27 protein-coding genes are annotated in these 25,624 nt (G+C 64.6%); 1 reads left to right on the top strand and 26 read right to left on the bottom strand.

The genetic code is table 11. From position 1 onward, the window contains the following. Nucleotide 1: 1 nt before the first annotated feature. The 3 genes from AEB_RS10805 to AEB_RS10790 form a co-directional block, all read right to left on the bottom strand. Nucleotides 2-928, bottom strand: coding sequence for a hypothetical protein (locus tag AEB_RS10805; RefSeq protein WP_119083205.1), 927 nt, complete (start codon nucleotides 926-928; stop codon nucleotides 2-4). 62 nt (nucleotides 929-990) lie between these two features. Then, entirely contained in the window at nucleotides 991-2,166 is a 1,176-nt protein-coding gene (locus AEB_RS10800) for a hypothetical protein (RefSeq protein WP_145985295.1), read from the bottom strand. A gap of 77 nt (nucleotides 2,167-2,243) precedes the next feature. Continuing rightward, nucleotides 2,244-2,549, bottom strand: a complete 306-nt coding sequence (locus AEB_RS10790) for an Hpt domain-containing protein (RefSeq protein WP_119083202.1) — start codon at nucleotides 2,547-2,549, stop codon at nucleotides 2,244-2,246. Nucleotides 2,550-2,618: 69 nt separating this feature from the next. Here AEB_RS10790 and AEB_RS10785 point away from each other — a divergent pair, with 69 nt between their 5' ends. Continuing rightward, a complete protein-coding gene (locus AEB_RS10785; protein ID WP_119083201.1) occupies nucleotides 2,619-5,396 on the top strand; it encodes an ATPase in 2,778 nt (925 codons plus the stop codon). Between the two features lie 12 nt (nucleotides 5,397-5,408). On the opposite strand, the gene AEB_RS10780 is transcribed toward AEB_RS10785, so the two are convergent. The 23 genes from AEB_RS10780 to ndhC form a co-directional block, all read right to left on the bottom strand. Then, nucleotides 5,409-5,717 carry a DUF1467 family protein gene (locus AEB_RS10780; protein WP_119083200.1) on the bottom strand — a complete coding sequence of 103 codons (309 nt, stop codon included), beginning with the start codon at nucleotides 5,715-5,717 and terminating at the stop codon, nucleotides 5,409-5,411. 4 nt (nucleotides 5,718-5,721) lie between these two features. Next, a complete protein-coding gene (locus tag AEB_RS10775; protein ID WP_231958678.1) occupies nucleotides 5,722-7,371 on the bottom strand; it encodes a ribonuclease J in 1,650 nt (549 codons plus the stop codon). Next, nucleotides 7,368-8,147 carry a type III pantothenate kinase gene (locus AEB_RS10770; RefSeq protein ID WP_119083199.1) on the bottom strand — a complete coding sequence of 260 codons (780 nt, stop codon included), beginning with the start codon at nucleotides 8,145-8,147 and terminating at the stop codon, nucleotides 7,368-7,370. The genes AEB_RS10775 and AEB_RS10770 overlap by 4 nt, the downstream gene beginning before the upstream one ends. Before the next feature lie 3 nt (nucleotides 8,148-8,150). Further along, nucleotides 8,151-8,876, bottom strand: a complete 726-nt coding sequence (locus AEB_RS10765; protein ID WP_119083198.1) for a biotin--[acetyl-CoA-carboxylase] ligase — start codon at nucleotides 8,874-8,876, stop codon at nucleotides 8,151-8,153. A gap of 1 nt (nucleotide 8,877) precedes the next feature. After that, nucleotides 8,878-10,341 (bottom strand): NADH-quinone oxidoreductase subunit NuoN, encoded by a 1,464-nt coding sequence (gene nuoN / locus AEB_RS10760; RefSeq protein ID WP_119083197.1) that lies wholly within the window; start codon nucleotides 10,339-10,341, stop codon nucleotides 8,878-8,880. Next, entirely contained in the window at nucleotides 10,341-11,873 is a 1,533-nt protein-coding gene (locus AEB_RS10755) for an NADH-quinone oxidoreductase subunit M (protein ID WP_119083196.1), read from the bottom strand. The genes nuoN and AEB_RS10755 overlap by 1 nt, the downstream gene beginning before the upstream one ends. Next, complete coding sequence (gene nuoL, locus AEB_RS10750) at nucleotides 11,873-13,933, bottom strand: NADH-quinone oxidoreductase subunit L (RefSeq protein ID WP_119083195.1); 2,061 nt, start codon at nucleotides 13,931-13,933, stop codon at nucleotides 11,873-11,875. The genes AEB_RS10755 and nuoL overlap by 1 nt, the downstream gene beginning before the upstream one ends. A 7-nt stretch (nucleotides 13,934-13,940) precedes the next feature. Continuing rightward, nucleotides 13,941-14,246, bottom strand: coding sequence for an NADH-quinone oxidoreductase subunit NuoK (gene nuoK, locus AEB_RS10745; protein ID WP_119083194.1), 306 nt, complete (start codon nucleotides 14,244-14,246; stop codon nucleotides 13,941-13,943). Continuing rightward, nucleotides 14,243-14,863, bottom strand: a complete 621-nt coding sequence (locus AEB_RS10740; RefSeq protein WP_119083193.1) for an NADH-quinone oxidoreductase subunit J — start codon at nucleotides 14,861-14,863, stop codon at nucleotides 14,243-14,245. Before AEB_RS10740 ends, nuoK begins: the two co-directional genes overlap by 4 nt. Nucleotides 14,864-14,890: 27 nt before the next feature. After that, nucleotides 14,891-15,376: an NADH-quinone oxidoreductase subunit NuoI gene (gene nuoI / locus AEB_RS10735; RefSeq protein WP_119083192.1), complete on the bottom strand. Its 486-nt coding sequence runs from the start codon at nucleotides 15,374-15,376 to the stop codon at nucleotides 14,891-14,893. Next, on the bottom strand, nucleotides 15,373-15,852 hold the full coding sequence (locus AEB_RS10730) for a hypothetical protein (RefSeq protein ID WP_119083191.1): 480 nt from the start codon (nucleotides 15,850-15,852) through the stop codon (nucleotides 15,373-15,375). The genes nuoI and AEB_RS10730 overlap by 4 nt, the downstream gene beginning before the upstream one ends. Beyond that, entirely contained in the window at nucleotides 15,849-16,892 is a 1,044-nt protein-coding gene (nuoH, locus tag AEB_RS10725; protein ID WP_119083190.1) for an NADH-quinone oxidoreductase subunit NuoH, read from the bottom strand. Before nuoH ends, AEB_RS10730 begins: the two co-directional genes overlap by 4 nt. After that, the gene (gene nuoG, locus AEB_RS10720) at nucleotides 16,889-18,895 is read right to left on the bottom strand and encodes an NADH-quinone oxidoreductase subunit NuoG (RefSeq protein WP_119083189.1); all 2,007 of its coding nucleotides are present in this window, start codon (nucleotides 18,893-18,895) and stop codon (nucleotides 16,889-16,891) included. The genes nuoH and nuoG overlap by 4 nt, the downstream gene beginning before the upstream one ends. A 9-nt stretch (nucleotides 18,896-18,904) precedes the next feature. After that, nucleotides 18,905-19,621 (bottom strand): hypothetical protein, encoded by a 717-nt coding sequence (locus AEB_RS10715; RefSeq protein WP_145985294.1) that lies wholly within the window; start codon nucleotides 19,619-19,621, stop codon nucleotides 18,905-18,907. Between the two features lie 62 nt (nucleotides 19,622-19,683). Beyond that, the gene (gene nuoF / locus AEB_RS10710; RefSeq protein ID WP_119083187.1) at nucleotides 19,684-20,976 is read right to left on the bottom strand and encodes an NADH-quinone oxidoreductase subunit NuoF; all 1,293 of its coding nucleotides are present in this window, start codon (nucleotides 20,974-20,976) and stop codon (nucleotides 19,684-19,686) included. Further along, entirely contained in the window at nucleotides 20,976-21,125 is a 150-nt protein-coding gene (locus AEB_RS18180) for a hypothetical protein (RefSeq protein WP_172593064.1), read from the bottom strand. The genes nuoF and AEB_RS18180 overlap by 1 nt, the downstream gene beginning before the upstream one ends. Beyond that, complete coding sequence (locus AEB_RS18175) at nucleotides 21,122-21,292, bottom strand: hypothetical protein (RefSeq protein WP_172593063.1); 171 nt, start codon at nucleotides 21,290-21,292, stop codon at nucleotides 21,122-21,124. Before AEB_RS18175 ends, AEB_RS18180 begins: the two co-directional genes overlap by 4 nt. Beyond that, nucleotides 21,292-21,960, bottom strand: a complete 669-nt coding sequence (locus tag AEB_RS10705; RefSeq protein WP_119083186.1) for a complex I 24 kDa subunit family protein — start codon at nucleotides 21,958-21,960, stop codon at nucleotides 21,292-21,294. The genes AEB_RS18175 and AEB_RS10705 overlap by 1 nt, the downstream gene beginning before the upstream one ends. Further along, nucleotides 21,960-22,265 (bottom strand): nuclear transport factor 2 family protein, encoded by a 306-nt coding sequence (locus tag AEB_RS10700; protein ID WP_119084590.1) that lies wholly within the window; start codon nucleotides 22,263-22,265, stop codon nucleotides 21,960-21,962. The genes AEB_RS10705 and AEB_RS10700 overlap by 1 nt, the downstream gene beginning before the upstream one ends. A gap of 23 nt (nucleotides 22,266-22,288) precedes the next feature. Next, nucleotides 22,289-23,503: an NADH-quinone oxidoreductase subunit D gene (locus tag AEB_RS10695; protein WP_119083185.1), complete on the bottom strand. Its 1,215-nt coding sequence runs from the start codon at nucleotides 23,501-23,503 to the stop codon at nucleotides 22,289-22,291. Then, a complete protein-coding gene (locus AEB_RS10690) occupies nucleotides 23,503-24,477 on the bottom strand; it encodes an NADH-quinone oxidoreductase subunit C (RefSeq protein ID WP_119083184.1) in 975 nt (324 codons plus the stop codon). Before AEB_RS10690 ends, AEB_RS10695 begins: the two co-directional genes overlap by 1 nt. After that, nucleotides 24,477-25,091 (bottom strand): NuoB/complex I 20 kDa subunit family protein, encoded by a 615-nt coding sequence (locus AEB_RS10685; RefSeq protein WP_231958677.1) that lies wholly within the window; start codon nucleotides 25,089-25,091, stop codon nucleotides 24,477-24,479. The genes AEB_RS10690 and AEB_RS10685 overlap by 1 nt, the downstream gene beginning before the upstream one ends. Further along, nucleotides 25,082-25,456, bottom strand: a complete 375-nt coding sequence (ndhC, locus tag AEB_RS10680; protein ID WP_119083183.1) for an NADH-quinone oxidoreductase subunit A — start codon at nucleotides 25,454-25,456, stop codon at nucleotides 25,082-25,084. Before ndhC ends, AEB_RS10685 begins: the two co-directional genes overlap by 10 nt. Between the last annotated feature and the right edge of the window lie 168 nt (nucleotides 25,457-25,624).

Genomic DNA, 25,624 nt, shown 5'->3' with positions numbered 1-25,624 from the left:
CTCAGGCCCCGCTCTCTTCGCGCAGTAGCGCGCTTGCGGTGTCGCCGTCGATCAGATCGAGACCGCGAACGACATCGGCATCCGGCTTGATGAAGAAAAGCTGCGTATGGAGGCCGTCGCGGTCAAGCCCGGCGGTCCGGAGCGCAACGGCAAGCCGGTCCGACGCTGCCTGCCCGAAGGACAGCAACACCATCGTGCGTTCCTGCTCGGTCACCAGCGCCAGCGCCGTGGTGAAAAGGGCAACTCCGGCTTGCTCCACCTGCAGCGCCGGCGCGATATCCTCTCCCAGCCCCAGGAGGATGCGGGCCGCGAGCCCTAGTCGGCTACGGGCCTCCTCGAACGTTTCGCGCAGGGCCGCGCAGGCGGGCTCGGCAGCGCCGCCGCAATCGGCCGCCTCGGCATGAGCAGCGAGCGCGCACAGGGCCCGGTGGAAATAATCCCCCGGCAACTCCCCCAGGGGCAGGTCCATGCGCCTTTGCTGCTGCACGAAGCGAGCTTGCGAAGCGAGAAATGCCATCGCGCGCGCTGAAATTTCCGGCTCCGGAGATGCGGCGAGATCCTGCACCAGCGGGGTCAGCACGCCGTCGATACCACTGCGCTGTTGCAGCTGCTCCGTCAGCCGGCCCTCCAGAGCCAGCCCGTGAACATGCCCCAGCAGCCCGCCATCTGCAGCCATACGGTCGATCAAATGATCCGACTGCGCCGCGAGGAAGGCATCGCGATCGGGAACATCGGCATGCACAGCGAGCGCAAGCAGCAATTGCTCGGCAAGGTCCGCCAGCATGCCGCGGACGCGGGCCACCACCTCGTCGGCAAACAACTCGCCCGCGTCGCCGCGCAGCAGGTGGCGAAGCACCGGGGCGACGCCGGCAAGCACCGCACCATCGCGTGCAAGCCTCTCGCGCAGGATGCCTTCAACCTCGCTCACGCCTGCTCCGTCATGGGGTTCGCCTCATCGGCCTGCCGTAGCAGACCAAGGTTAAATGCGCGTTAGCCGCTATTCCGCCATCGCGCTACGACGCCGAAGGCAAGCACTGCAAGGGCCAGCAACATCAGTGCCGCTTCCGCCAGCCCGAACGCTGCAGCGCTGGCGAGGAACAGGGAGAGGACCGCCCGGTCCCCCAGCAACGACACCGGCGGCTTGGCGCTTCCCGGATTCACGGCGTGCAGACTGGCCACCAGTACGAGCGGCGGGAACAGCGCATGGAGGGCACCACCCTCTATGGCTGATGCGCCACATACGGCCAGGCTAAGGTCTAACAGCCGCTCCAGCACCAGAACGGGCGCAGTGCGCGCTTGGCCGAAGGGCGCGGCGTTCAGCTGCGCGAGCCCGGCGCAAAAGGGCATGCCGACAGCGCCCATGGCGAGCAGGAGGAAGCCCACGGCTGGAAAACCGGCTGCCGCAGCACCGGCCGCCGCAGCGATCGCCAGCCCCGTCAGTCCCAGCGCCCCCGGCAGCGCACGCGGCCGGGCGAGCAATTGCCCCGCCAGCGGCCGCAGCAGTAGGAGGGCGGCGCTTCCGGCGAGAGAGGAACTGGGCCCACGCGACTGGTGCCGATCCAGCCAGCTGTCTTCCAGATCGCGCGCGTCCTTGTCGCTGCGCGGCAGGGACCAGCTACCCTCCACCAGAACCTCCTCCGACAGCGCACGCTCGGGGAGACGGGCCTGGAGCCCGATCCGCAGCAGGGCCGCGAAGGGATTGCTGTCATCCGGCAGGTCGGCGAGCCGTTCGACCAGTCCACCCGGAACCAGCAGGGCACCGGCCCAGGCCCGTTCGAGGTCGATCCGTTCGAAGCCTGCTGCAATGGCCGGCCCAGCAGGCAGCGTCAGCACACCCCCACCGCGCCTCAATTGCTCCAGTCCGCGCCGATCCTCCGCGAAAAGTCCGGGAGCCAGCACGAGCAATTCGTCAGCTGCACGCACAGCGCCGAGCAAGCCATGTGCACCGCCAATGGATTGAAACCGCAGCCCCGCATCCTCGGCGGCGTGCTGCAAGGCCAGCGCATCGCCGCCTGCTCCGCCGCCGAAGCCGATGATCCGCTCGCACCCCGCCGCGCGGGCGAGGTCCAGCTGGCGCAGAGCCAGCGAACGACCGGCTACTGCGAGAGGCGCATCGCCTGCCGCATTACGCGGCTGTCCTGCTATCGAAATAAGGGCGGCACGCACCCGGATCGCTCCCATCTGTCGAAGGGGGAGTGACTAGGCGTTCAGCCCCCTCGAGCGCAAGCGATGCGCGCGGGCGCTCAATGGCTCGTCGTGAACTGGTCGCGAAAGCGGCCGAGCTTGCGCAGCACCACCGGGTCACCCGGGGCGCCGTCCACCGCCTCCCCGGCCAGATCGATCAGTTCCGAGGAATGGAAGGTCGCCCCAAGGCCCTTCAGCCGCAGCGCCGCCATGATCCAATTGGCATCGCAGCGCGCGCGGCCGAGAAGATCGACATGCTGGGTGAGGCTGTCCACGAAACATGCGCGCAATTCCGCCAGCAGCCCCAAATCCTGGCCGGCCGCAGCCGCCAGATGCGAATCGAAATTTCCCGACTCATCCACCATGGAAACGCGATAGTGGATCAGCAGTTAAGCCGGGGTTTATCGCATCCGGCCGTGTGATAATCTCGGCCGATGGCAGGCAGAAAGAATCTGGTGGCAATCGGCCCCGAATCGCAGAGGGATGGCACGGAAGTGGCTTCGTCCGAAGGCGGCGCAGCGGCTGTGGAGGAGCAGGTGCCGGCGGCGGAGGAGACACGGGTGGATAGCTCCGCGCAGGCCGGCGATTGGGCCGCCGATATGGAAGCAGGCGCAGCGCGCAGCTTCGGCTGGGTGGTGCCTGTCGTCGCCGCTCTGGCCGTGATCGGCTGGACCGGCTTCTTCGGCTGGGTCCATCAAGCCGAGATGTTCCGCGGCGCCACACCCCTGCAGTGGCAGGGCTGGATTGTGGACTGGGCCGTGCCCGTCCTGCTGGTCGTGGCACTGTGGCTGTTGGCAGTCCGTAACAGCCGGCAAGAGGCACGACGCTTCGCTGCCACAGCGCGTTCTCTGTCGGAGGAGTCGCGACAGCTGGAAACGCGCCTTTCGACGGTCAATCGCGAGCTAAGCCTGGCACGAGAGTTCATCGCCGCCCAGTCGCGCGATCTCGAATCCCTTGGCCGTGTGGCGAGCGACCGGCTTTCCGAACATGCTGATCGGTTGCAGGGTCTCATCCGCGACAATGGCGCGCAGGTGGAGGTCATCGGCAAGGTCAGCAGCACGGCGCTGGAGAACATGGATCGCCTGCGCGGTGAGCTGCCTGTGATCGCCAATTCCGCACGTGATGTGAGCAACCAGATCGGCAATGCTGGCCATGTGGCCCGCGAACAGCTTGGCGAGATGATCGCCGGGATGAAGCGGCTGAACGAATTCGGCGAGGCCAGCGGACGCCAGGTGGACGCGCTGCACGAGCGGGTGGACGAGGCCGTGGCGGCGTTCGCTCAGCAGGCCAGCCATCTGGGCGACATCGCTGAGCGGCGCTTCGCCGCGCTCAACGAACGCAGCGCGGCCTTCCGCGCCGAGCTCGACGGGCGTGAGGTAGACAGCTTTGCTGCGCTGCGGCGCCGTGCGGCAGCTCTGGAAGAGGAACTGGAGAACCGCCGCCGCGACGCCGAAAGCGCGGAAGATGCAGCGCTCGAACAGCTGCGCGATCGTGCCGACACCCTCCGCGCCGAGCTGGCCGCCCGCCGGGCCGAACTGGAGACCACAGAGCAGGCTGCGCTGGCGGCCGTGCGTCACCGCGCGCGCGCTCTCGGGGCAGAGCTCGACCAGCAGCGGCACGAGGTGCAGGCGGCAGAGGAGGCGGCGCTGGAAGTGCTGCGCGCCCGACTCGCCCAGCTGGTGGAGGAAGGAAAGCGCATCTCCGACATCCTGCGCGAAGGCGAAACCGACGCCGCCGAAGCCTGGGCCGCTGCTGTTTCAGCGCTGGAGGAGCGCATGTTCGAAGCGATCCGCAAGGTTTCGGACGTGGACCAGCAGGCACTGGCCAACGCGCGCAAGCGGCTGGATGCCCTGAGCCAAGAGGCCGGACGGGTCGATGCCATGATCGTCCAGCGGTTCGAAGCTTTCGAAGCGCATCTGGAGCAGCGCAATGTTCAGGCAAACGAGCGCGAAGCTGCCTCGCTCGCGGAGCTGGAGCATCGTCTCGCCCGCTTCGATCGACAGATCGCCGAGCGGCAGGAGGAGCAGCTGGCGCATGTGGCAGGCTTGGCCGAACGGGGCGAGGCCATGGCGGAGCGGCTTGCCGAACTCGGCGCCGAGATGGAGCGACTCGCCAGCCAGGGCCGGCGCACGCAGGACAATCTCACCCATGCCGCGCACGGGCTGGCGGAGAAGCTGGCCGAAAGCAGGGCGATCCTCAATGAGAATGGCGACAAGGTTTCCGAGCTCACCAATTCCAGCGTCCGCCTGCTGGAGATCATTCGTTCCGGCGCTCAGCACAGCCGCGAAGACCTGCCGCTGGCCATTGGTGAAGCGGAGGAGCGTCTGCTTGCCTTTGAAGCACATGCAAGCTCGCTCAAGGATCTGATCGCCGAGGCGGGCGCCAAGGGCGCAGCGCTTGCGAGCAATGTGGATCAGGCGCAGCGCAGCGGCACAGCCACGGCCGAGCAACTGACCGAGCTGGAGCAGCGGCTTGCAGCCTTGGCCGCGCAGTCTGAGGCGCTCTCCGCCCAAGCCAGGGGGGAACTGCAGGAAGCGGTGGCCACGCTGCAGGAAGCAGCGGGCCAGGCGCTCAATGGGCTGAGCGACGAGCAGGCCGCGCGGATCCGGGAAATGGCCGAGCGCATCGGCAGCGAGAGCAGCGAAGCGATCGGCCAGGCAGTGGAACAGCACGTCACGCAGGCGATCATGGACCTGCAGGAAGCGGCTGTGCATGCAGGCGATGCGGGCCGCGAAACGGCCATCCAGCTGCGCGATCAGCTGGCGATGGTGAACGAACTCGCGGGCAATCTTGAGCGGCGGGTGGCGCATGCGCGCGAGCAGGCCGAGGAGACAGTCGACGGCGATTTCACGCGTCGCATGACACTGATCACCGAAGGTCTCAATTCGGCTGCGATCGATATCGCCAAGGCGCTCGACAGCGAAGTGACGGATACGGCGTGGGCCAGCTATCTGCGGGGCGACCGGGGCATCTTCACGCGCCGTGCGGTCCGGCTGCTCGATAACCAGAACAGTAAGGCTGTGGCCGAACTCTATGGCGACGATGCGGAGCTTCGCGAGACGATCAACCGCTACATCCACGACTTCGAAGGGATGCTGCGGTCGGTGCTGTCCACGCGCGAAGGCAATACGCTGGCGGTGACGCTGCTCTCCTCCGACATGGGCAAGCTCTATGTTGCCCTGGCGCAGTCGATCGACCGGCTGCGCTCGTGATCGCGCGGAGGGTCAGCCGGCTCCGGGTGTTGCTTCCGGATCGACCCATCCGGGAGGGCCGCTGTCGAAGAAATCGATGTCTTCCAGCTTGATCCAGCCATAGATGTAATTGGCCACGAACAGGCCGCAGAGCACCGCCGCCAGCACCGTCGCGCGCAGGATCACCCGGCCGGGGCGAAAATTCGCCGGGGCACTGTCGGCCTGTCCCGGCACCAGATCCAGCCCCGCCTCCTGATGGGTGCGCACGCCGAAGGGCAGCACCAGCAGCGCGCTGAACACCCAACAGAGGAAATAGATCGCGAGGATCGATGTCCAGGCCATGGGCCTACTCCGCCGGCAGGATCACGCGGGTCTGCGGCTTCTTGCCCGACCAGCGCTGCGCCGCGCGGCGCGCCGCAAGCCGTGCGGCTTCCGTGACGGCGTCGGGATCGTTGCGGTCCCGCCCCTTGAGACGGCGGAGCGCATTCGCCACGTCGCTTTCCGCCTCTTCAATGAAGGCGGCGTAATCCTCATCCAGCGGAAGCCCGATCCCTTCGATCCGGGCTTTCGCCTGCCGATCGAGAACTACGATCAGCAGGCCATCACGGGCAAGCCGTCGGCGCATGGAGATCGCCTCCCCATCGGCGGGAACGATGATGTCGCCGTCCAGCACCAGCCTGCCGGAGCGCACTTCGGCCAGCTTGCCGGGCGCGCCGGGCGCTATGCGGACGATGTCCCCGTTCTTCTGCACCACGGCAGAAGGGATGCCGCTTTCAAGCCCGACGCGCGCCTGTTCCTGCATGTGCCGCATCTCCCCATGCACGGGGATGAGGATCTCAGGGCGGAGCCAGCCATAGAGCGCCTCCAGCTCGGGCCGGCCGGGATGGCCAGAGACATGGATTTCACTCTGCCGGTCGGTGACCATGGTGATCCCCCGCGCGGCCAGGCGATTCTGCACGCGGCCGATGGCAATTTCGTTGCCGGGGATCTGGCGACTGGAAAACAGCACCACATCGCCTTCGGTCAGCGAGATCGGGTGATTGTCCTCCGCAATGCGCGCCAGCGCCGCGCGCGGTTCCCCCTGACCGCCGGTCGCCAGGATCAGCACCTCTCCCCGCGGCAAATCCATTGCGGTGTTGAAGTCGATCAGCGGGGGCAGATGCTCCAGATAGCCGTTGTTCTGCGCCACCTCGATGATGCGATCGAGCGATCGACCAGCCACGCAGAGCTGCCGCCCTGTCTCTTCCGCCACATGGCCCAGCGTCTGCAGGCGGGCGACATTGGATGCAAAGGTCGTCACCAGCACCCTCTTGCCCGGGTGCCGTCGCACTTCCTCCAGCAGGCCGCGATAGACCGCCCCTTCGGAGCCCGACGGCGCCGGATTGAAGACATTGGTGGAATCGCACACGAGCGCGAGCACGCCCTCGTCACCGATCTCGGTCAGTTCCTCTTCGGTGGCGGGCTCACCCACCAGCGGCTCCTCGTCGAGCTTCCAGTCGCCGGTATGGAAAATCCTGCCGAAGGGTGTTTCGATAAGCAGCGCATTCCCCTCCGCGATGGAATGCGCGAGCGGGATATAGGTGACCTCGAACGGGCCCAGGGCGATGCTGCCGTGATCCTCGCCCACCATGTTCAGCTCCACCTCGCCGACCAGGCCTGCTTCCTCGAGCTTGCGCATCACCAGTTCAGCCGTGAACGGCGTGGCATAAAGCGGCACGCCCAGTTCCGCGGCGAAATAGGGCACGGCGCCGATGTGATCTTCATGCGCGTGGGTCAGCACGATGCCCAGCAGGTCGTCGGCGCGCTCCTCGATGAACTCGATATCCGCAAACAGCAGCTCCGTGCCCGGATACTCATTGGCGCCGAAGCTCATGCCGAGATCGACCATCAGCCACTTGCCCTGGCAGCCGTAGAGGTTGACGTTCATTCCGATCTCGCCCGATCCACCGAGCGCAAGGAACAGCAATTCGTTTTCCGGCGTGAAATCCTTCTTCACGCCGCATCCGCCTTTGCGGCCAGGATCGCCAGGCCTTCCAATGTCAAATCTGCATCCACCGCGTCAAAAATCTCCGTGTGCTTGTCAAACAGCAAGGCCAGCCCGCCCGTGGCGACCACCTTTGCCGGTCTGCCGATTTCGGCGCGCAGGCGGGCAATCAGCCCTTCCATCATCGCCACGTAGCCCCAGTACACACCAATCAGCATCTGGTCTTCCGTATTCCGGCCAATCAGCGAATTGCCCCGCGGCGCCTCAATCGCGATCCGCGGCAGCTTGGCCGTGTTGTTCACCAGCGCATCCAGCGAAAGATTGATGCCGGGCGCAATGATCCCGCCCTTGTAGGCGCCCTTGAAATCCACGACATCGAAGGTCGTGGCCGTGCCAAAATCGATTACGATCAGGTCGCCGAAATACTTCGCATGGGCAGCCACGGCGTTGACCGCGCGATCGGCCCCCAGCGAGCGCGGGGCCTCGACCTCAATCGGGAAATCCCAGTCGGCAGCCCCCTCGCCGGCGAACAGCGGCGTCAGCCCGAAATACTTCTGCCCTAGCACTGCCAGATTGTGCCGGGCGCGCGGGACGACGGTGGAAATGATCATCCGGTCGACGTCGCCGGGGCCCCTCCCCTCTATTGCGAGGAGTTGGAGCAGCCACACAGCATATTCATCGGCAGTCCGTCGCGGGTCGGTGGCGATCCGCCAGCGTGCACGGATTTCGCGGCCCTCGAACAGCGCGAAGACCACATTAGTGTTGCCGACGTCCACGGCGAGCAGCATCGCTCAGTTCCCTTCCAGCTCCACGTCGCCCGCGTGGATGACACGCACTTCACCATTCGCCAAGCTCAGCCGCAGGGCGCCGTCGTCGGTCACCCCGGCAAAATGGCCGGACAAGCGCACGCCTGACGAATCATGCACCGAAAGCGGCGCGCCCGCCGGATGCGCAGCTGCAAGCCACCGCTCCAGCAGCGGTGCGAGGCCGAACTCGCGCCAGCGAGCCAATTCGCGATCCATCTGCAGGGCGAGCACGCGGGCGAAAGCATCGCGATCGGGCGCCGGCCCGCTCTGGGCAAGGCTGCGGGTCGATCGGCCGGCGATGTCCGGGGCAGCGGAGAGATTCACGCCGATGCCGATCACCGCATGGGCCCCTTCCCGCTCCAGCAATATGCCGGAGAACTTCGCGCCGCCGATCAAGACGTCGTTCGGCCATTTCAGGGTGACCCCCACGGGACGGCCCAGGACTTCGATGATCGTCTCGTACAGCGCCAGGGCCGCTGCGAATGACAGGCTCGCGGGGGGCGGCTGATCCGGCCCAAGGTGAACCACCGTGGAGCCCATGAAATTGCCCGGCGCGTCCAGCCAGTTGCGCCCTTGCCGCCCGCGACCGGCCACTTGCGCGTCAGCGATTAGCCAGAAGCCCTCCGGCGGGGCGTTGCCCGAGCGAATCCGCGCAAGCAGATCCGCGTTGGTAGAGCCCGTCTCGCGAACGATCTCGAAGCGGGGAGGCAAGTCAGGCCAGCAGGAAGAGTGCCGCGGCGGCCCCGTCCGCCAGCCTGCCGAGCCAGCCCGTGAGAAGATAGCCCAGCGGAGAAATCACCAGCGTGCTGATCGCCAGCAGCGCCCAGTGCGCCCAGTCGCTCTCGCCCTTCACCCGGTCCACCGGCTCGTCGAAGAACATCACCTTGACGATCATGATGTAGTAGAAGGCGCCGATCACCGATGCGGCAATGCCCAGGGCTGCCAGCACAATCAGATCGGCCTGCACTGCGGCCTGGAAGACGACGAACTTCGCCCAGAAGCCGAACAGCGGCGGAATGCCAGCGGTGCTGAACATCAGCGCCATCATGCACCATGCCAGCGCGGGGCGCGTGGTTGACAGGCCGGCCAGATCAGCGATCGCCACCACCGGTTCGCCCTGCGCATCCTTGAGCATCATCAGCACGATGAAACTGCCCACCGTCATCGCGACATAGATGGCGAGATAGACCAGCATCGCACTGGCACCCTGCGGCGTTGCAGCGGCAAGGCCGATCAGCAGGAAGCCGACATTGTTGATCGATGAGTAAGCGAGCAGCCGCTTCAGGCTCCTCTGCCCGATCGCGCCCAGTGCGCCGACGACGATCGACGCGAGCGAGAGGAACACCACAATCTGGCGCCAGACATCCGCGTGGCCGCCGAATGCGCTGAGCGAAACCCGGGCCAGCAGCACCACCGCCGCAGCCTTCGCCGCCGTGGCGAAGAAGGCCGTCACCGGTGTGGGCGCGCCCTCATAAACGTCTGGCGTCCACATATGGAACGGCACGGCGCTGATCTTGAAGGCGAGGCCCGCGAGAACGAACACCAGTCCGAACAGGGCACCCATCGGCAGCGCACCGGCAAAGGCAGCGCCGATCCCGGCGAAGCTGGTGCTGCCGGTAAAGCCGTAGGTCAGGCTGATGCCGAAGAGGAGGATGCCCGAGGCCAGCGCGCCAAGCACGAAATACTTGAGGCCCGCCTCCGCCGAGCGATCATCCGTGCGCAGGAACGCGGCAAGCACGTAGGACGCAAGGCTGTTGAGCTCGAGCCCGATGTAGAGCGTCAGCAGGTCTGTCGCCGAGACCATGATGCTCATGCCCAGGGCGGCGAACAGCACAAGCACCGGCAATTCGGCACGCATGGAGCCCGTACGCTCGAGGAAGGCCGGAGCCACCACCAGCACGGCGCCCGAAGCCGCGAAGATCATCAGCTTGGCGAAGCCGGCGAAGGCATCCGCCGCGAACTGGCCCCCAAAGGCAATCGTATCCGGGCCAGCAGCTGCGCCGCAGACGCTTGGCGCCACAAGGAAGAAGGCGCCACCGAGGGCCACGCAGGCAAGGATGCTGATCAGGCGCGACGCCTTGTCCCCGCCCCAGGCGGCAACGAGCAGCAGCGCAAGGCCGCTGACGGACAGGACAATCTCCGGCGCGATCAGCGCAAGGGAGGTCGAAAACTCCATCAGTGCGCCTCCCCGTGCGCTTCAGTTTCTGCGGCGGGCAGGGGCGCGCCGATCTTCAAATTGGCATCGCCATGCGGCGCCGATCGCGCAACCCGGGCATCAAGCGCCTGGATATCCTGCCGGATGGGGGCAAGGAAGCTCTCGGGATAGACGCCCATCCACAGCACAGCGGCAGCGAGCGAACCCAGCATCAGCCACTCACGTCCATCGAGATCGGGCATGGCGGCTGCGTCGGCGTTCTTCTGCTCGCCAAAAGCCACGCGGCGATAGAGGAAGAGCATATAGGCCGCACCGAGAATGATCCCGGTCGTACCGATCAGCGCGACCCAGCTGGACGCCTGATAGATGCCCGCGAGGCTCAGGAATTCGCCGACAAAGCCGCTCGTGCCCGGAAGGCCGATGCTCGCCATGGTGAACAGCAGGAAGAACATCGCATAGCGCGGCATGTTGATCGACAGGCCGCCATAACGATCGATTTCCCGCGTATGCAGGCGATCGTAGATGACGCCGACGCAGAGGAACAGCGCGCCCGACACGAGGCCGTGGCTGAGCATCACGATCATCGCGCCTTCCAGGCCCTGCGTGTTGAAAGCGAACAGGCCCATGGTGACGATGGCCATGTGGGCTACCGAACTATAGGCGATCAGCTTCTTCATATCGTGCTGGACCAGCGCGATGAGGCTGGTGATCACCACCGCCGCCATGGAGAGGCCCCAGATCAGCCAGGCGAATTGCGCGCTCGCTTCCGGGAACATCGGCAGGCTGAAGCGGATGAAGCCATAGCCGCCCATCTTCAGCAGCACGCCGGCAAGGATGACGGAGCCCGCAGTGGGCGCCTGAACGTGCGCATCGGGAAGCCAGGTATGCACCGGCCACATCGGCATTTTCACCGCGAAACTGGCGAAGAATGCCAGGAACAGCCAGGTCTGCGCCCCTGCCGGGAAGTCATAGGCCATCAGCGTGGGGATGTCCGTAGTGCCCGCGACATTCACCATCCACAGCATCGCGATCAGCATCAGCACCGAGCCGAGCAGCGTGTAGAGGAAGAACTTATAGCTCGCGTAGATGCGGTTATCGCCACCCCAGATGCCGATGATCAGATACATCGGGATAAGGCCAGCTTCGAAGAAGATGTAGAACAGGAACAGGTCCTGCGCGGCGAACACGCCGATCATCAGCACTTCCATCAGCAGGAAGGCCGCCATGTATTCGCCCACGCGGCGGGTGATCGCGTTCCAACTCGCCCCGATGCAGATCGGCATCAGGAACACGCTGAGCACGATCAGCATCAGTGCGATGCCGTCGATCCCCAGCGCCCATTGGAAGGTTGCGAAGATCGGCGCCCGTTCGACGAACTGCCATTGTGCCCCGCCCACATCGAAGCTGGCCCACAAGGCGATGCCGAGCACCAGATCGATCAGCGTCGCAGCCAGCGCGATCATGCGGGCGAGCTTCGCCTCCGCGAACAGGCAGGCGATCGCGCCCGCCAGCGGAACGAGCAACATCAGCGAAAGAATGGGGAAGCCTCCCATCAGACAAGCACCCAGCTGATAGCGGCGACAAGGCCGAGCAGCATCACCAGGGCATAGCTGGTGAGATAGCCCGACTGCACGCGATGCGCGAGCACAGAGCCCTTCTCCACCACCCAGGCCGCGCCATTGGGACCGAAGCGATCGATCAGGCCCACGTCGCCGCGCAGCCAGAACAGGCGGCCGATCACGAAAGCGGGCTTCACGAACAGGAAATGATAGATCTCGTCGAAATACCACTTGTTGTAGAGGAAGCGGTAAACCGGCCCGAGCTGCTCCGCCACCGCGGCCGGAACTGCCGTGTTGCGGATATAGGCATACCAGGCGCTGACGAGGCCGATCAGCATCACGATTGTGGCAGCCAGCTTCACCAGCGGCGGCACACCGTGCATCGCATGCACCAGATGCTCGTTGTAGGCGATCGATCCGTTCCAGAACGCCTCGCCTTCGATGAAAGGCGCGTAGAACAGGAAGCCGGCAAAGACCGCCCCCAGCGACAACACGATCAGCGGCACCAGCATCACCACCGGGCTTTCATGCGGCTGATAGCCGGCGGTGCCATCGTCCTCGTGCGGGCTCGGCACGTGATGCGTCGCATCATGCCCGGCATCTTCCTGCGAGGGAGGATTGGCATCTTCCGGCTCGTCATGCCCGTGGTGGACGGCGTGCTGGATATGCTCGCTGTCGGCCCAGCGCGGCTTGCCCCAGAAGGTCAGGAACATCAGGCGCCAGGAATAGAAGCTCGTCAGCAGCGCAGCCACGACGCCGAGCCAGAAGGCCGTGCGGCCCATTTCCGTACCGCTGGCATAGGCCGCTTCGATGATGGCATCCTTGGAATAGAAGCCGGCAAAGCCGAACACGCCCGCCACACCCACACCGGTGATCGCCAGCGTGCCGGCCATCATCGCCCAGAAAGTGATCGGGATCTGCTTACGCAGCGCGCCATAGTACCGCATGTCCTGCTCGTGATGCATCGCATGGATCACCGAGCCGGCGCCCAGGAACAGCAGCGCCTTGAAGAAGGCATGCGTAAACAGGTGGAACATGGCCGCGCCATAGGCGCCTACGCCTGCCGCAAAGAACATGTAGCCCAGCTGCGAGCAGGTGGAATAGGCGATCACGCGCTTGATGTCCCATTGCGTGGTACCCACCGTCGCGGCGAAGAAGCAGGTCGCGCCGCCGATGAAGGTGACGAAGGTCAGCGCGGCCGGAGCCGCTTCGAACATCGGCGAAAGGCGGCACACCATGAACACGCCCGCTGTCACCATCGTGGCGGCGTGGATCAGCGCGGACACCGGCGTCGGGCCCTCCATCGCATCCGGAAGCCAGGTGTGCAGCCCCAGTTGGGCCGACTTACCCATCGCGCCCACGAACAGCAGCAGGCACAGCACCGTCATCGTATCGAGCCGCATGCCAAGGAAACCGATGGTGGACGCACCCTTCATGGCCGGCGCGGCAGCGAGGATCTCGGGAATGGAGACGGTCTGGAACACCAGGAAGGTGCCGAAAATGCCGAGCATGAAGCCGAGATCGCCCACGCGGTTGACCACGAAGGCCTTGATCGCGGCGGCACTCGCGCTCGGCTTGCGGAACCAGAAGCCGATCAGCAGGTAGCTGGCGAGACCCACGCCTTCCCAACCGAAGAACATCTGCACCAGATTGTCCGCCGTCACCAGCATCAACATGGCGAAGGTGAACAGGCTGAGATAGGCGAAGAAGCGGGGCTGGTCGGGGTCTTCCGACATGTAGCCCCAGCTATAGAGATGGACGAGCGCGGAGACGCTGGTCACCACGACCAGCATGATCGCGGTGAGCGTATCCACGCGCAGCGCCCAGTCGAACGTCAGCGCGCCGGACTGCACCCACTTGAGGACCGGCACGACCTGCGCCGGCACGTCGCCACCGATATAGGTGAGGAAGATCGGCCAGGATAGCGCGCAGGAAAGGAACAGTGCGCCGGTGGTGACCACCTTCGCGGGCACATTGCCGATGGCGCGATTGCCCAGCCCTGCGACGAGTGCTGCCAGCAGCGGCAGGAATACGATGACCAGTATGGACGACACCTGACCGTTACCCCTTCATCCGGTTGACGTCGTCCACCGCGATCGTGTGGCGGCTGCGGAAATAGATCACCAGAATGGCGAGTCCGATGGCGGCCTCACCGGCAGCCACGGTCAGCACAAACATGGCGAAGATCTGCCCTGTCAGATCGCCGAGAAAGGCGCTGAAGGCGACCAGATTGATGTTCACCGCGAGCAGGATCAGCTCGATCGCCATCAGGATGATGATGATGTTCTTGCGGTTGAGAAAGATGCCGAGCACGCCGAGCACGAAGAGGATCGAGCTCACCACGACATAATGTTCGATGCCGATCACAGCTGCACCCCCTTGCCCACTTCGGGTCGCGCGTTGACAGTCGCCTCTTCCGGCCGGCGGGCGATCTGGCGGGAAATCTTCTGCTGTCCGCGCGGGGCGCGCACTTCGCGGTGAGTGAGCACGATCGCGCCGACCATTGCCACGAGCAGGATCACACCCGCGCTTTCAAACAGGAACAGGTACTTGCCGTAGAGTAGCGCGCCGATGTTCTCGATATTGCTTTCGCCCAGGATCGGCGCTGCGTCACCGGACGGGGTACCGAGCTGCAGCGCGCCTACGCGATAGGCACCGACGCCCAGGACCAGCTCCGCCAGCAATACCAGCGCAATGGCGATGCCGAGCGGGAAGTTCTTCACGAAGCCGGCCCGCAGCTCCGCAAAGTCGATGTCCAGCATCATCACCACGAAGAGGAACAACACCGCGACCGCGCCGACATAGACGATCACCAGCAGCATCGCGATGAACTCTGCGCCGACCAGGATCATCAGCCCCGCCGCATTGAAGAAGGAGAGGATCAGCCACAGCACCGAATGCACCGGATTGCGCGCCATCACGGTGAGCGTGGCGCTGGCGATGACCAGCACGGCGAACAGATAGAAGGCGAATATGTGAATCATGAAGCCCCGTACGATCCCGTGCGCCGGTTAACGATAGGGCGCATCGGCTTCAAGGTTCGCGGCAATCGCCCGCTCCCACTTGTCCCCGTTCGCCAGCAGTTTTGCCTTGTCATAGAGCAGCTCCTCGCGCGTTTCGGTGGAGTACTCGAAATTCGGCCCTTCGACGATCGCATCCACCGGGCAGGCTTCCTGGCAGAAGCCGCAGTAGATGCACTTCGTCATGTCGATGTCATAGCGCGTCGTCCGGCGGCTGCCGTCCTCGCGCGGTTCGCTTTCGATCGTGATCGCCTGTGCCGGACACACCGCCTCGCACAGCTTGCAGGCGATGCAACGCTCTTCCCCGTTAGGATAGCGGCGCAGCGCATGCTCGCCGCGAAAACGCGGGGACAGCGGGTTCTTCTCGAAGGGATAGTTGATCGTCGCCTTCGGCTTGAAGAAATATTTCAAGGTCAGCGAATGCGCCTTGAGGAATTCCCACAGGGTGAAGGATTTGACGAGCTGGGCGGGAGTCATTGATCGCCGTCCTTCGCTTCACAAGTTCCGTTGATGTACGCAATGAATGGCTCACGATGCCCATCCTCGAAACTCAAAAGCGCTATCGGCTGAAGCTGAATTTTGAGGCGCCCGTCAGACTGTTTGGCGAACTGAAGCAGCGTTCCGCAGTGGCCTTCCGTGAAAAGGCACGGCCCTCGCCCAACGCGAAAACTTGCATAGGAATCTTCGCTCGTCTGGATCAGTGGAGATTTCCCGGAAAATTGCATTGGGCTTTCGGGCCAAGAAATCTCGACGGTTTCCTCGTCCTGGATGAGCGAGAAGCCCCACGCCTTATCACCGAGACCGCCACGAAACTGGATTGGATTGACGACGTCCTTGCCTTCGCTATCGGCACGGATCGAATAGATTTCCCCAAGCATACAATCGTATGCTGAGGTTTCGGCTGCGGCCGCCTGTGAAGCGATTCCCGCAGCAATGATGACGACCCACTTCATGCGCCATACCTCGTAAGCATCAGGAAGCCGGAAACGAGCACCACGAACAGCAGGCTCAGCGGCAGGAACACCTTCCACCCAAGCCGCATCAGCTGGTCGTAGCGATAGCGCGGCACGGTGGCCTTCACCCAGCTGAACACGAAGAAGAAGAAGAAGGTCTTTGCGAGCAGCCAGATCACGCCCGGAACGGCGTAGAGCGGCGCCCAATCCACCGGCGGCAGCCAGCCACCCCAGAACAGCACCGCGTTGAGCGTGCACATCAGCAGGACGTTCGCGTACTCGCCAAGCCAGTAAAGCGCGAAGGCCATGGAGGAATATTCGGTCTGGTAGCCTGCGACGAGCTCGCTCTCCGCCTCGGTGAGGTCGAACGGCGCGCGCGCGGTTTCGGCCATGGCCGAGATCAGGAACAGCACCCACATCGGGAACAGCAGCGGATTCACGCCGAAGGCATTGATCCCGAGGATTGCCCCGCGCTGCGCCTCGACGATGCCGTTCATGTTGAACGTGCCCGCCCACAGCACCACCGAGATCAGGATGAAGCCGATCGAGACTTCATAGGAAATCATCTGCGCGGCGGCGCGCATGGCGGAGAAGAACGGGTACTTGGAGTTGGACGCCCAGCCCGCGATCACCACGCCGTAGGTGCCGAGCGAGCTGATCGCCAGCACGTAGAGCAGGCCGACATTGATGTCCGCAAGCACGGCGCCCGAATTGAACGGGATCACCGCCCAGGCCATCAGCGCCACGGAGAAGGTGATGATCGGCGCGATCAGGAACAGGCCCTTGTTCGCCGCCGAGGGAATGATGGTTTCCTGCAGGAAGACCTTGAGGCCGTCCGCGAAGCTCTGCAGCAGCCCGAAGGGGCCCACGACGTTGGGCCCGCGGCGCAGCGCGAAGGCACCCCAGAAGCGGCGCTCCGCATAGATCACCATAGCCACGGCCAGCATCAGCGGCAGCGCGATCAGCAGGATCCCGGCAAAGGTCGCGACCGCCCAGGCCCAACCGTAGGACATGCCCAGCGATTCGAAGAAAGCGGTCATTCCGCCGCCTCCGCCAGATCGGCGCCATGCAGCAGCTCGGCAGAGCAGCGCTGCATGGTGGGGCTCGCCCGGCTGATCGGGTTGGTCATGTAGAAGTCCTTGATCGGATAGGCGATGCTACCCGTGGCGCGCGCCGACGCATTCGCCTTCGGCAGCGCTCCGTAATCCGCCAGGCCTTCCCTGCCAAGGGCCGGAACTTCGGCGATCATCGCAGCGCGCAATTCGTCGAAGCTGTCGAAGCCGACGGAGACACCCAGCGCATCGGCGAGAGCGCGCAGGATCGTCCAGTCCTCGCGCGCGTCGCCGGGGGCGAACACCGCCTTGTCGGCGAACTGCACGCGGCCTTCGGCGTTCACGTAAGTGCCTGATTTCTCGGTGTAGGCGCTGGCGGGCAAGATGATGTCCGCGGCATGGGCACCCTTGTCCCCGTGATGGCCGATATAGACCTTCAAGGCATTGGGGAACTTGGAGAAATCCACCTCATCTGCGCCCAGTGCCAGCACCAGCTTCGGCTCTGCGCTCACGAGGTCAGCAAGGCCGCCCTTCTGCGCGAAACCGAGCATCAGTGCGCCCATGCGCGCGGCGGAGAAATGCAGCACATTGAAGCCGTTCCAGCCTTCGCGGACCAGATTCCATTGCTCCGCCAGCGTCAGCGCCGGATCGAGCGCGCCGGCCACAAGCCCCGCCCCGCCGACGATAATGGCCGGCTTTTCGGCCTTCTGCATCGCCTCTGCAACGCCTTCGGGGAGGTTGTGCAAGAGTGTGGGGTCATCGCCGAGGAACTCGGCCGGATAGGTGGTCTCCCATTCCGGCCCGATGAGGAAGATCTTCGCGCCCTTCTTGGCCGCCTTGCGCAGCCGCACATTGAGCAGCGGCGCCTCCCAGCGGACATGGCTGCCGACGATGAGGACCGCGTCAGCCTCTTCAATTCCCGCAAAGGTCGTGTTGAAATTCAGCGCGGCGAGATTGCCGACCGGATAGTCCATCCCGGTCTGGCGGCTCTCGATCAGGGTCGAGCCCAGCGCGCCGAGCAGCGACTTCGCCGCGAACATCGTCTCGCAGTCCAGCATGTCGCCGGCAATCGCCGCCGTGCTGGCGCCGGGCTTCACCTTCGCAATGGCCTTGAACGCCTCGTCCCAGCTCGCCTGCTCGAGCTTGCCGCGCCGGCGGATCCACACCTTGTCGAGGCGGCGGCGGACGAGCCCGTCGACCTGGAAGCGCGCCTTGTCGCTGATCCACTCCTCGTTCACATCGTCATTGACGCGGGGCAGGATGCGCAGCACCTCGCGCCCGCGGCTGTCGATGCGGATGTTGGTGCCCATTGCGTCCGACACGTCGATGCCCAGCGTCTTGCGGAGCTCCCACGGCCGCGCCTCATAGGCGTAGGGGCGGCTGGTCAGCGCGCCGACCGGGCACAGGTCGATCACATTGGCGGACAGCTCGTGGCTGGCCGCGCGTTCGAGATAGGTGGTGATCTGCATGTCCTCGCCGCGATAGAGCGCGCCGATTTCGTCCACGCCGGCGATCTCTTCCGAGAAGCGCACGCAGCGGGTGCAGTGGATGCAGCGGGTCATGATCGTCTTGATCAGCGGGCCCATGTATTTCTCGGTCACCGCGCGCTTGTTCTCGTAATAGCGCGAGCCGCCGCGGCCATAGGCGACGGCCTGATCCTGCAGGTCACACTCACCGCCCTGGTCGCAGATGGGGCAATCGAGCGGATGGTTGATGAGGAGGAACTCCATCACCCCTTCCCGCGCCTTCTTGACCATTTCGCTATCGGTGCGGATTTCCTGCCCTTCGGTCGCCGGCAGCGCGCAGCTCGCCTGCGGCTTGGGCGGCCCCGGCTTCACCTCGACCAGACACATGCGGCAATTGCCGGCGATCGACAGCCGCTCATGATAGCAGAAGCGCGGGATTTCCTTACCGGCAAGCTCGCAAGCCTGCAGCACGGTGGCCCCGTTCGGAACCTCGATCTCTACGCCGTCTACGGTGACTTTAGGCATCTTGCCCCTCTATTCCGCTGTCGCCGGACCGAGCGTGGTCCACGCCCACAGCCCGTCAGCTGCCAGAGCCCTTATCGAGCTGGCGGTAAACTCAATCGTTTGATCCTTGGCCAGACACGCGCCGAGCGAAGGCGCCAGCGCCTTTGCCGCCTGCCGCTCTGCCGATGATCCAGGTTCGGTGCGAAGCAAGGCGTCCGCCGTCTTGGGATCACGATGCGCGAGGCAGTCCGCGAAATCGGCAAGCCCCTGTGCTCTGGCCAGATTCTCATCGGACGAAACATAGAAGCGCTTGGTCTGAAACGGCTGTCCGGCCACCGCCTCGGGAGCAGTGTCGTTCTGAGCCAGATACACTTCTTCTTCCAGAAGTGCCCGCAGGCGACTGTCGCTGAAGGCCATACCCAGCGTCGTTCGCCGCGGATCGTTAGGCATTTCGTTCCAGCGCGTCTTCATGCACCCTTCCAACACGTCCATGAAGCGGCTCCAGCGGAAGTCCGCTGCTTCGCGATCGGTGTCCACCGGGTCGCTCACGCTCAGGAAAGAGCGGACCATCCCCGCTTCGCGACCATTGACGCAATTGGCCACTGCCTTGCTCATCCGGTTCACGACCGCAGGATCTTCCACTTCCCGCGGCTTTGCGCGGAAGGCAGTGCCGGTCTGAAGCTCGGGTTTGAGGATACTGTGCCGCTTCTCACCTTCTGTCTGCTGCTCGCCGGCGACGGCGGGCACGTAGCCCGCAACTATCGCTGCCGACAGCACAAGCCCGCGCAGGATGGGCGAGACGCGGGGCATTACTCCGCCGCCTCCTGCAGCACGCCCTCGCGCTCGGCGATGCGGCGTTCCAGCTCGGGGCGGAAATGCTTGATGAGGCCCTGGATCGGCCAGGCGGCCGCGTCGCCCAGGGCGCAGATCGTGTGGCCTTCCACCTGCTTCGTCACCTGCTGCAGCAGGTCGATCTCCTCGACCCGCGCGTCCCCCGTGCGCAGCCGCTCCATCACGCGCCACATCCAGCCCGTGCCTTCGCGGCACGGCGTGCACTGGCCGCAGCTCTCGTGCTTGTAGAAGTGGCTGAGGCGGCTGATCGCGCGCACGATGTCGGTGGACTTGTCCATCACGATCAGCGCCGCGGTGCCGAGGCCGGAACCGACTTCCTTGCAGCCGTCGAAATCCATCGGCACGTCCATCATCATCTCGCCGGGGACGAGCGGGACGGAGGAGCCGCCGGGGATCACGGCGAGCAGATTGTCCCACCCGCCGCGAATGCCGCCGCAATGCTTTTCGATCAGTTCGCGGAAGGGGATGCTCATCGCCTCTTCCACCACGCAGGGCTTTTCCACATGCCCGCTGATCTGGAACAGCTTGGTGCCTTTGTTGTTCTCGCGCCCGAAGCTGGCGAACCACGCCCCGCCGCGTCGCATGATGGTGGGCACCACGGCGATCGATTCCACATTGTTGACCGTGGTGGGGCAGCCATAGAGGCCGGCGCCCGCCGGGAACGGCGGCTTGAGCCGGGGCTGGCCCTTCTTGCCTTCGAGGCTTTCGATCATCGCGGTCTCTTCGCCGCAGATATAGGCGCCCGCGCCGCGATGGACGAAGACGTCGAAATCATAGCCGGAGCCGGCGGCGTTCTTGCCCAGCAGGCCCGCGTCATAGGCTTCCGCCACGGCAGCGAAGAGCACTTCGGCCTCGCGGATATATTCGCCGCGGATGTAGATATAGGCCGCCCGCGCACGCATGGCGAAGCCAGCGATCAGCGCCCCTTCCACCAGCTTATGCGGATCGTGGCGAATGATCTCGCGATCCTTGCACGACCCTGGCTCGGATTCGTCGGCATTAATGACGAGGAAGCTGGGCCGCCCGTCCTTGGATTCCTTGGGCATGAAGCTCCACTTCATGCCGGTGGGGAAGCCCGCGCCGCCGCGGCCGCGCAGGCCGGACGCCTTCACTTCCTCGATGATGGCATCCTGCCCCTTGGCGAGGATGGCCTTGGTATCGTCCCAGTCCCCGCGCGCCTGGGCGGCGGGCAGGTTCCACGGCTGATAGCCGTAGAGATTGGTGAAGATGCGGTCCTTGTCAGCGAGCATCAGATCGTTCCCTGCGAAAGGACATGCGAAAGGAAGAAGGCGGCAAGCACGACGATTACGAGGATCGCGCCGATCCTGAGAACTCCGGCGAGCACTTTCCATGCAACGAGGGCAAGCACCAGAGCAATGATGATGGTGGCGATACTCATGCCTCCGGCTCCTTCTCCGCCTTGTCGAAGAAGAAGCGGAAGCCGCCGAACAGGAAAGCCAGGATCAGCCAGACGATCCAGTTGTGGCCGGTGAGGAACTTGAACACCGCGAGCAGGAGGAAAACGATCCCGACCAGCGGAGCGCCAAGCCTGAGCGATTTCGGCATCACCACTCACCCCGGTAATCGTGATTTTCGCTCACCATGTCCTTCAGCGTGCTCGGGCCGCCCGAAGGCTCAACCGTATGACGGCCGGGCTCCTGGGTCCCGGGCTTGGGCGTCTGGCCGGCGGCCAGCGCGTCGAGCACGGCGTCGAGCCGTTCGGGCGTGAGGTCCTCGTAATTGTCGTCATTGATCTGGACCATGGGCGCGCTGGCGCAGTTGCCCATGCATTCCACTTCGCTGAGCGTCCACAGGCCATCACCGGTGGTGTGGCCCTTCTTCATCCCGCGCTTGTAGCAGGCATCGAGAATATCGTCCGAGCCGCGCAGCATGCAGGGCGTGGTGCCGCAGACCTGCACATGGAATTTGCCCACCGGGACGAGGTTGTACATCGTGTAGAAGGTCGCGACCTCCACCACGCGGATCACCGGCATGTCCAGCTGCGCGGCGACATATTCGATCACCGGGATCGGCAGCCAGCCCTGCGTGTTCGTTTCCTCGCCCACCTGGCGCTGGGCGTAATCGAGCAGCGCCATCACGGCGCTCTTCTGCCGGCCCTCGGGATAGCGGGCCACGGCTTCCTTCGCCTTGGCCGCCCACTTCTCGTTGAAGGTCCAATTGCCCCAGCGCGCGCGGATTTCCGGGCTGTCGGGCTCGAGATGACGATCAGCCATTAGCGGATAAACTCCACGCGAGAGCACTTGTCGCCCTCGAAGGAATAGACAGACATGACTTCGAACGGCTCGCTGTCGCTGGAGCGCGATACACGCTCGTGCAACACGGCATAATCGCCGAGTTCGTAGCCCTTGAGGATTTCCGCGCGATTCTGCGGGAACTCGGCGAACATCTTCTTGAGACCTTCGCGCGTGCCCTCGCGCCCTTCGCGGACCACTGCGCCGCGATAGCCTGCCTCGCAGGCATCCTCCGTCATCAGCGCGACATAGGCGTCGGCATCCTGCGCGTTGTAATGCGCGATCATCAGTTCGGCGATGGCCAGCTTACTCACCGGTCGCACTCCCCGAACACCACGTCGATCGCGCCGAGAATGGCAGTCGCATCCGGCAGCATGTGTCCCTTGCTCATGAAATCCATCGCCTGCAGATGGCTGAAGGCCGTGGGGCGGATCTTGCAGCGATAGGGCTTGTTGGTGCCGTCGCTCACCAGATAGACGCCGAATTCCCCCTTGGGGCTTTCGGTCGCCACATAGACCTCCCCCGCCGGCACATGGAAGCCTTCAGTGTAGAGCTTGAAGTGGTGGATCAGCGCTTCCATCGACTGCTTCATCTCGCCGCGCTTGGGCGGCACAATCTTGCGGTCGCTGCTGGCGATCGGCCCTTCCGGAATCTCGGCCAGACACTGCTTCATGATGCGAGCGGACTGGCGCACCTCTTCCGCGCGGACCATGAACCGGTCGTAGCAGTCCGAATTGGTGCCCACCGGGATTTCGAAATCCATCCGGTCGTACACATCATAGGGCTGGCTCTTGCGGATATCCCACGGGATGCCCGCCGCCCGGATCATCGGCCCGGAAAAGCCCCAGGCCAGCGCATCTTCCTTGCTCACCAGCGCGATATCGACGTTGCGCTGCTTGAAGATGCGGTTGTCCGCAACCAGCGACAGCGCATCCTCGAACAGCTCGGGCAGGCGCGTGTCGACCCAGTCGCCGATATCGGCGAGCAGCTTCAGCGGCACGTCCTGATGCACGCCGCCCGGACGGAACCAGGCGCTGTGCATCCGCGCGCCCGACGCGCGTTCGAAGAAATTGAGGCAGTCCTCGCGCAGTTCGAACAGCCACAGGTTCGGCGTCATCGCGCCGACGTCCATCACATGGCTGCCCATGTTGAGCAGGTGGTTGCTGATGCGCGTCAGCTCCGCAAACAGCACGCGCAGATATTGCGCGCGCAGCGGCACTTCGAGATTCAGCAGCTTCTCGATTGCCAGCACATAGCTGTGCTCCATGCACAGCGGGCTGCAGTAATCGAGCCGGTCGAAATAGGGCAGCGCCTGCAGATAGGTCTTGTGCTCGATCAGCTTCTCGGTGCCGCGGTGGAGCAGGCCCACATGCGGATCGATCCGCTCGATGATCTCGCCGTCCAGCTCCATGACCATGCGCAACACGCCGTGCGCCGCCGGGTGCTGCGGCCCGAAGTTGATCGTGTAATTGCTGATGACGTCATCGCCGGTGGTGGGCGACGATTCCTGGATCAGGCCCGCCATTACTCGTCTCCGTCCTTGCCGGGCGCGGTGGAACCCTTCTTGCGGCGGCCGCGCGGCTTGGGCGCGGCTTCGTCAGACCGGCTCTCGGTCGGCTCGGGAGCCTCGGGCTCCGCCACATCAGTCTCGACCGGCACCGGCTCGCCGTCACCCTGCCCCGCAACCGTGCCGCCGCGCGATGCGGGCGCCACACGATCGGCAGCCTTGGCGTCCGTCTTCGCGCCCGCGCCGGTATCGGAAGGCTTGTCGGTCGTCTGCGGCACATCGGCCTTCGGGTCGCCCCGGGTCACCGGTTCCTTGGTGTCGACCGTGCCATTCGGCTCCTTCACCGCCTGCGGCATCGGGGCCGGCGGCGGAACCTGCGACTTCTCGTCGCCCGGCAGGATGTAATCCGCGCCTTCCCATGGGCTCATGAAATCGAAGGTGCGGAAATCCTGCGCCAGCTCGACGGGTTCATACACCACGCGCTTTTCCTCCTCGGAATAGCGCAGTTCCTGATAGCCGGTGAGCGGGAAATCCTTGCGGAAGGGATGCCCTTCGAAGCCGTAGTCCGTGAGGATACGCCGCAGGTCGGTGTTGCCGTCGAACAGCACGCCGTACATGTCGTACACCTCGCGCTCCAGCCACCCGGCATTAGGCCACAGCGTGGTGACCGTGGGTACGGGAGTATTTTCGGCAGCGCGGCACTTCACCATGATGCGGTGATTGCGGGTGACCGACAGCAGCATGTAGACGACTTCGAACCGCTCTTCGCGGATCGGATAATCCGCGCCGGCGATCTCCATCAGTTGCTGGTATTCATGCTCGTCACGCAGCAGGCGCAGCGCGTCTTCCACGCGCTCCCGCTGCACGGAGAGCACGATCTCGCCATGCTCTTCCTTCTGGTGGATCAGCATGTCGCCCAGCGCGGCGGCGAGCGTATCGGCGATCCCTTCGATCACGGAGATCTTCGGGGCGGAATGGAGGACGGCGGCCATTATCGTTCAATCGTCCCTTCGCGGCGGATCTTCCGCTGCAGCTGCATCACGCCGTACAGCAGCGCTTCGGCAGTCGGCGGGCAACCCGGCACGTAGATATCCACGGGCACGATCCGGTCGCAGCCGCGCACAACGCTGTAGCTGTAGTGGTAATAGCCGCCGCCATTGGCGCAGCTGCCCATGGAGATCACGTATTTCGGATCCGACATCTGGTCATAGACCTTGCGGAGCGCCGGAGCCATCTTGTTGCACAGCGTGCCGGCCACGATCATCACGTCGCTCTGGCGCGGGGACGCGCGCGGGGCGACGCCGAACCGCTCCATGTCGTAACGCGGCATGTTCACATGGATCATCTCCACCGCGCAGCAGGCGAGGCCGAAGGTCATCCACCACAGCGAACCCGTGCGGGCCCACTGGAACAGCTCTTCCGTACTGGTGACGAGGAAACCCTTGTCGTTCACCTCGGTCTGCAGCGCGTTGAAATAGTCGGCGTCCGGATGCCGCGTCTCGCCGCCGAGCGCGGTGGGCTGGTGGTGCAGCGCCGCGTTATGCGCGGGATCGCGCGTCGAGCTGGCCGCCAGATGGGCGCCGGGAATATCGTCCTTCACTCCCATTCCAGCGCTCCCTTCTTCCACGCATAGGCAAGGCCGATGGCCAGTTCGAACAGGAAGATCATCATGGTCAGCCAGCCCGCCCATCCGGTGAGATCGAGGCTCACCGCCCAAGGAAACAGGAATGCCGCTTCCAGGTCGAAGATGATGAACAGGATCGCCACCAGATAGAAGCGCACGTCGAACTGGCTGCGCGGATCTTCGAAGGCGGGGAAGCCGCATTCATACTCGCTGAGCTTTTCCGCCGACGGCTTGTAGCTGCCGGTGAGGCGCGACACGCCGATCGGCAGGAACACGAACAGGGACGACAGACCCACCGCAATGAAGAGGAAGATCAGGATCGGAAGATATTGGGTGAGATCGACCAAAGGGCTGACTCGCTAGGAATACCGGACGTGAGGCCCCTATCCCCCTGCATTGCGGCATTCAAGGGGCATGGCGCGCTTTTCGCCCGACCCCGGCGGCGCAGCGGGTGTGCGGGGTATTAATTGCCAATGTCACATCCGCTTCCTAAATCGCACTTCCCATCACATCCC

Origin of the sequence: Altererythrobacter sp. B11 (assembly GCF_003569745.1) — a bacterium.
Classification (GTDB): Bacteria; Pseudomonadota; Alphaproteobacteria; order Sphingomonadales; family Sphingomonadaceae; genus Croceibacterium_C.
The sequence above is the reverse complement of the archived record's forward strand: the minus strand, read 5'-3'. Positions and strand labels throughout refer to the sequence as shown.

Coding starts and splice junctions, on each gene's coding strand:
- AEB_RS10790 (WP_119083202.1), bottom strand. CDS start 2,549: ATGGTGGATGAGTCGGGAAATTTCGATTCGCATCTGGCGGCTGCGGCC.
- AEB_RS10785 (WP_119083201.1), top strand. CDS start 2,619: ATGGCAGGCAGAAAGAATCTGGTGGCAATCGGCCCCGAATCGCAGAGG.
- AEB_RS10780 (WP_119083200.1), bottom strand. CDS start 5,717: ATGGCCTGGACATCGATCCTCGCGATCTATTTCCTCTGTTGGGTGTTC.
- AEB_RS10770 (WP_119083199.1), bottom strand. CDS start 8,147: ATGCTGCTCGCCGTGGACGTCGGCAACACTAATGTGGTCTTCGCGCTG.
- nuoN (WP_119083197.1), bottom strand. CDS start 10,341: ATGGAGTTTTCGACCTCCCTTGCGCTGATCGCGCCGGAGATTGTCCTG.
- AEB_RS10755 (WP_119083196.1), bottom strand. CDS start 11,873: ATGGGAGGCTTCCCCATTCTTTCGCTGATGTTGCTCGTTCCGCTGGCG.
- AEB_RS10740 (WP_119083193.1), bottom strand. CDS start 14,863: ATGATTCACATATTCGCCTTCTATCTGTTCGCCGTGCTGGTCATCGCC.
- nuoI (WP_119083192.1), bottom strand. CDS start 15,376: ATGACTCCCGCCCAGCTCGTCAAATCCTTCACCCTGTGGGAATTCCTC.
- AEB_RS10730 (WP_119083191.1), bottom strand. CDS start 15,852: ATGAAGTGGGTCGTCATCATTGCTGCGGGAATCGCTTCACAGGCGGCC.
- nuoH (WP_119083190.1), bottom strand. CDS start 16,892: ATGACCGCTTTCTTCGAATCGCTGGGCATGTCCTACGGTTGGGCCTGG.
- nuoG (WP_119083189.1), bottom strand. CDS start 18,895: ATGCCTAAAGTCACCGTAGACGGCGTAGAGATCGAGGTTCCGAACGGG.
- nuoF (WP_119083187.1), bottom strand. CDS start 20,976: ATGCTCGCTGACAAGGACCGCATCTTCACCAATCTCTACGGCTATCAG.
- AEB_RS18180 (WP_172593064.1), bottom strand. CDS start 21,125: ATGAGTATCGCCACCATCATCATTGCTCTGGTGCTTGCCCTCGTTGCA.
- AEB_RS18175 (WP_172593063.1), bottom strand. CDS start 21,292: ATGCCGAAATCGCTCAGGCTTGGCGCTCCGCTGGTCGGGATCGTTTTC.
- AEB_RS10705 (WP_119083186.1), bottom strand. CDS start 21,960: ATGGCTGATCGTCATCTCGAGCCCGACAGCCCGGAAATCCGCGCGCGC.
- AEB_RS10700 (WP_119084590.1), bottom strand. CDS start 22,265: ATGATCGCGCATTACAACGCGCAGGATGCCGACGCCTATGTCGCGCTG.
- AEB_RS10695 (WP_119083185.1), bottom strand. CDS start 23,503: ATGGCGGGCCTGATCCAGGAATCGTCGCCCACCACCGGCGATGACGTC.
- AEB_RS10690 (WP_119083184.1), bottom strand. CDS start 24,477: ATGGCCGCCGTCCTCCATTCCGCCCCGAAGATCTCCGTGATCGAAGGG.
- AEB_RS10685 (WP_231958677.1), bottom strand. CDS start 25,091: ATGGGAGTGAAGGACGATATTCCCGGCGCCCATCTGGCGGCCAGCTCG.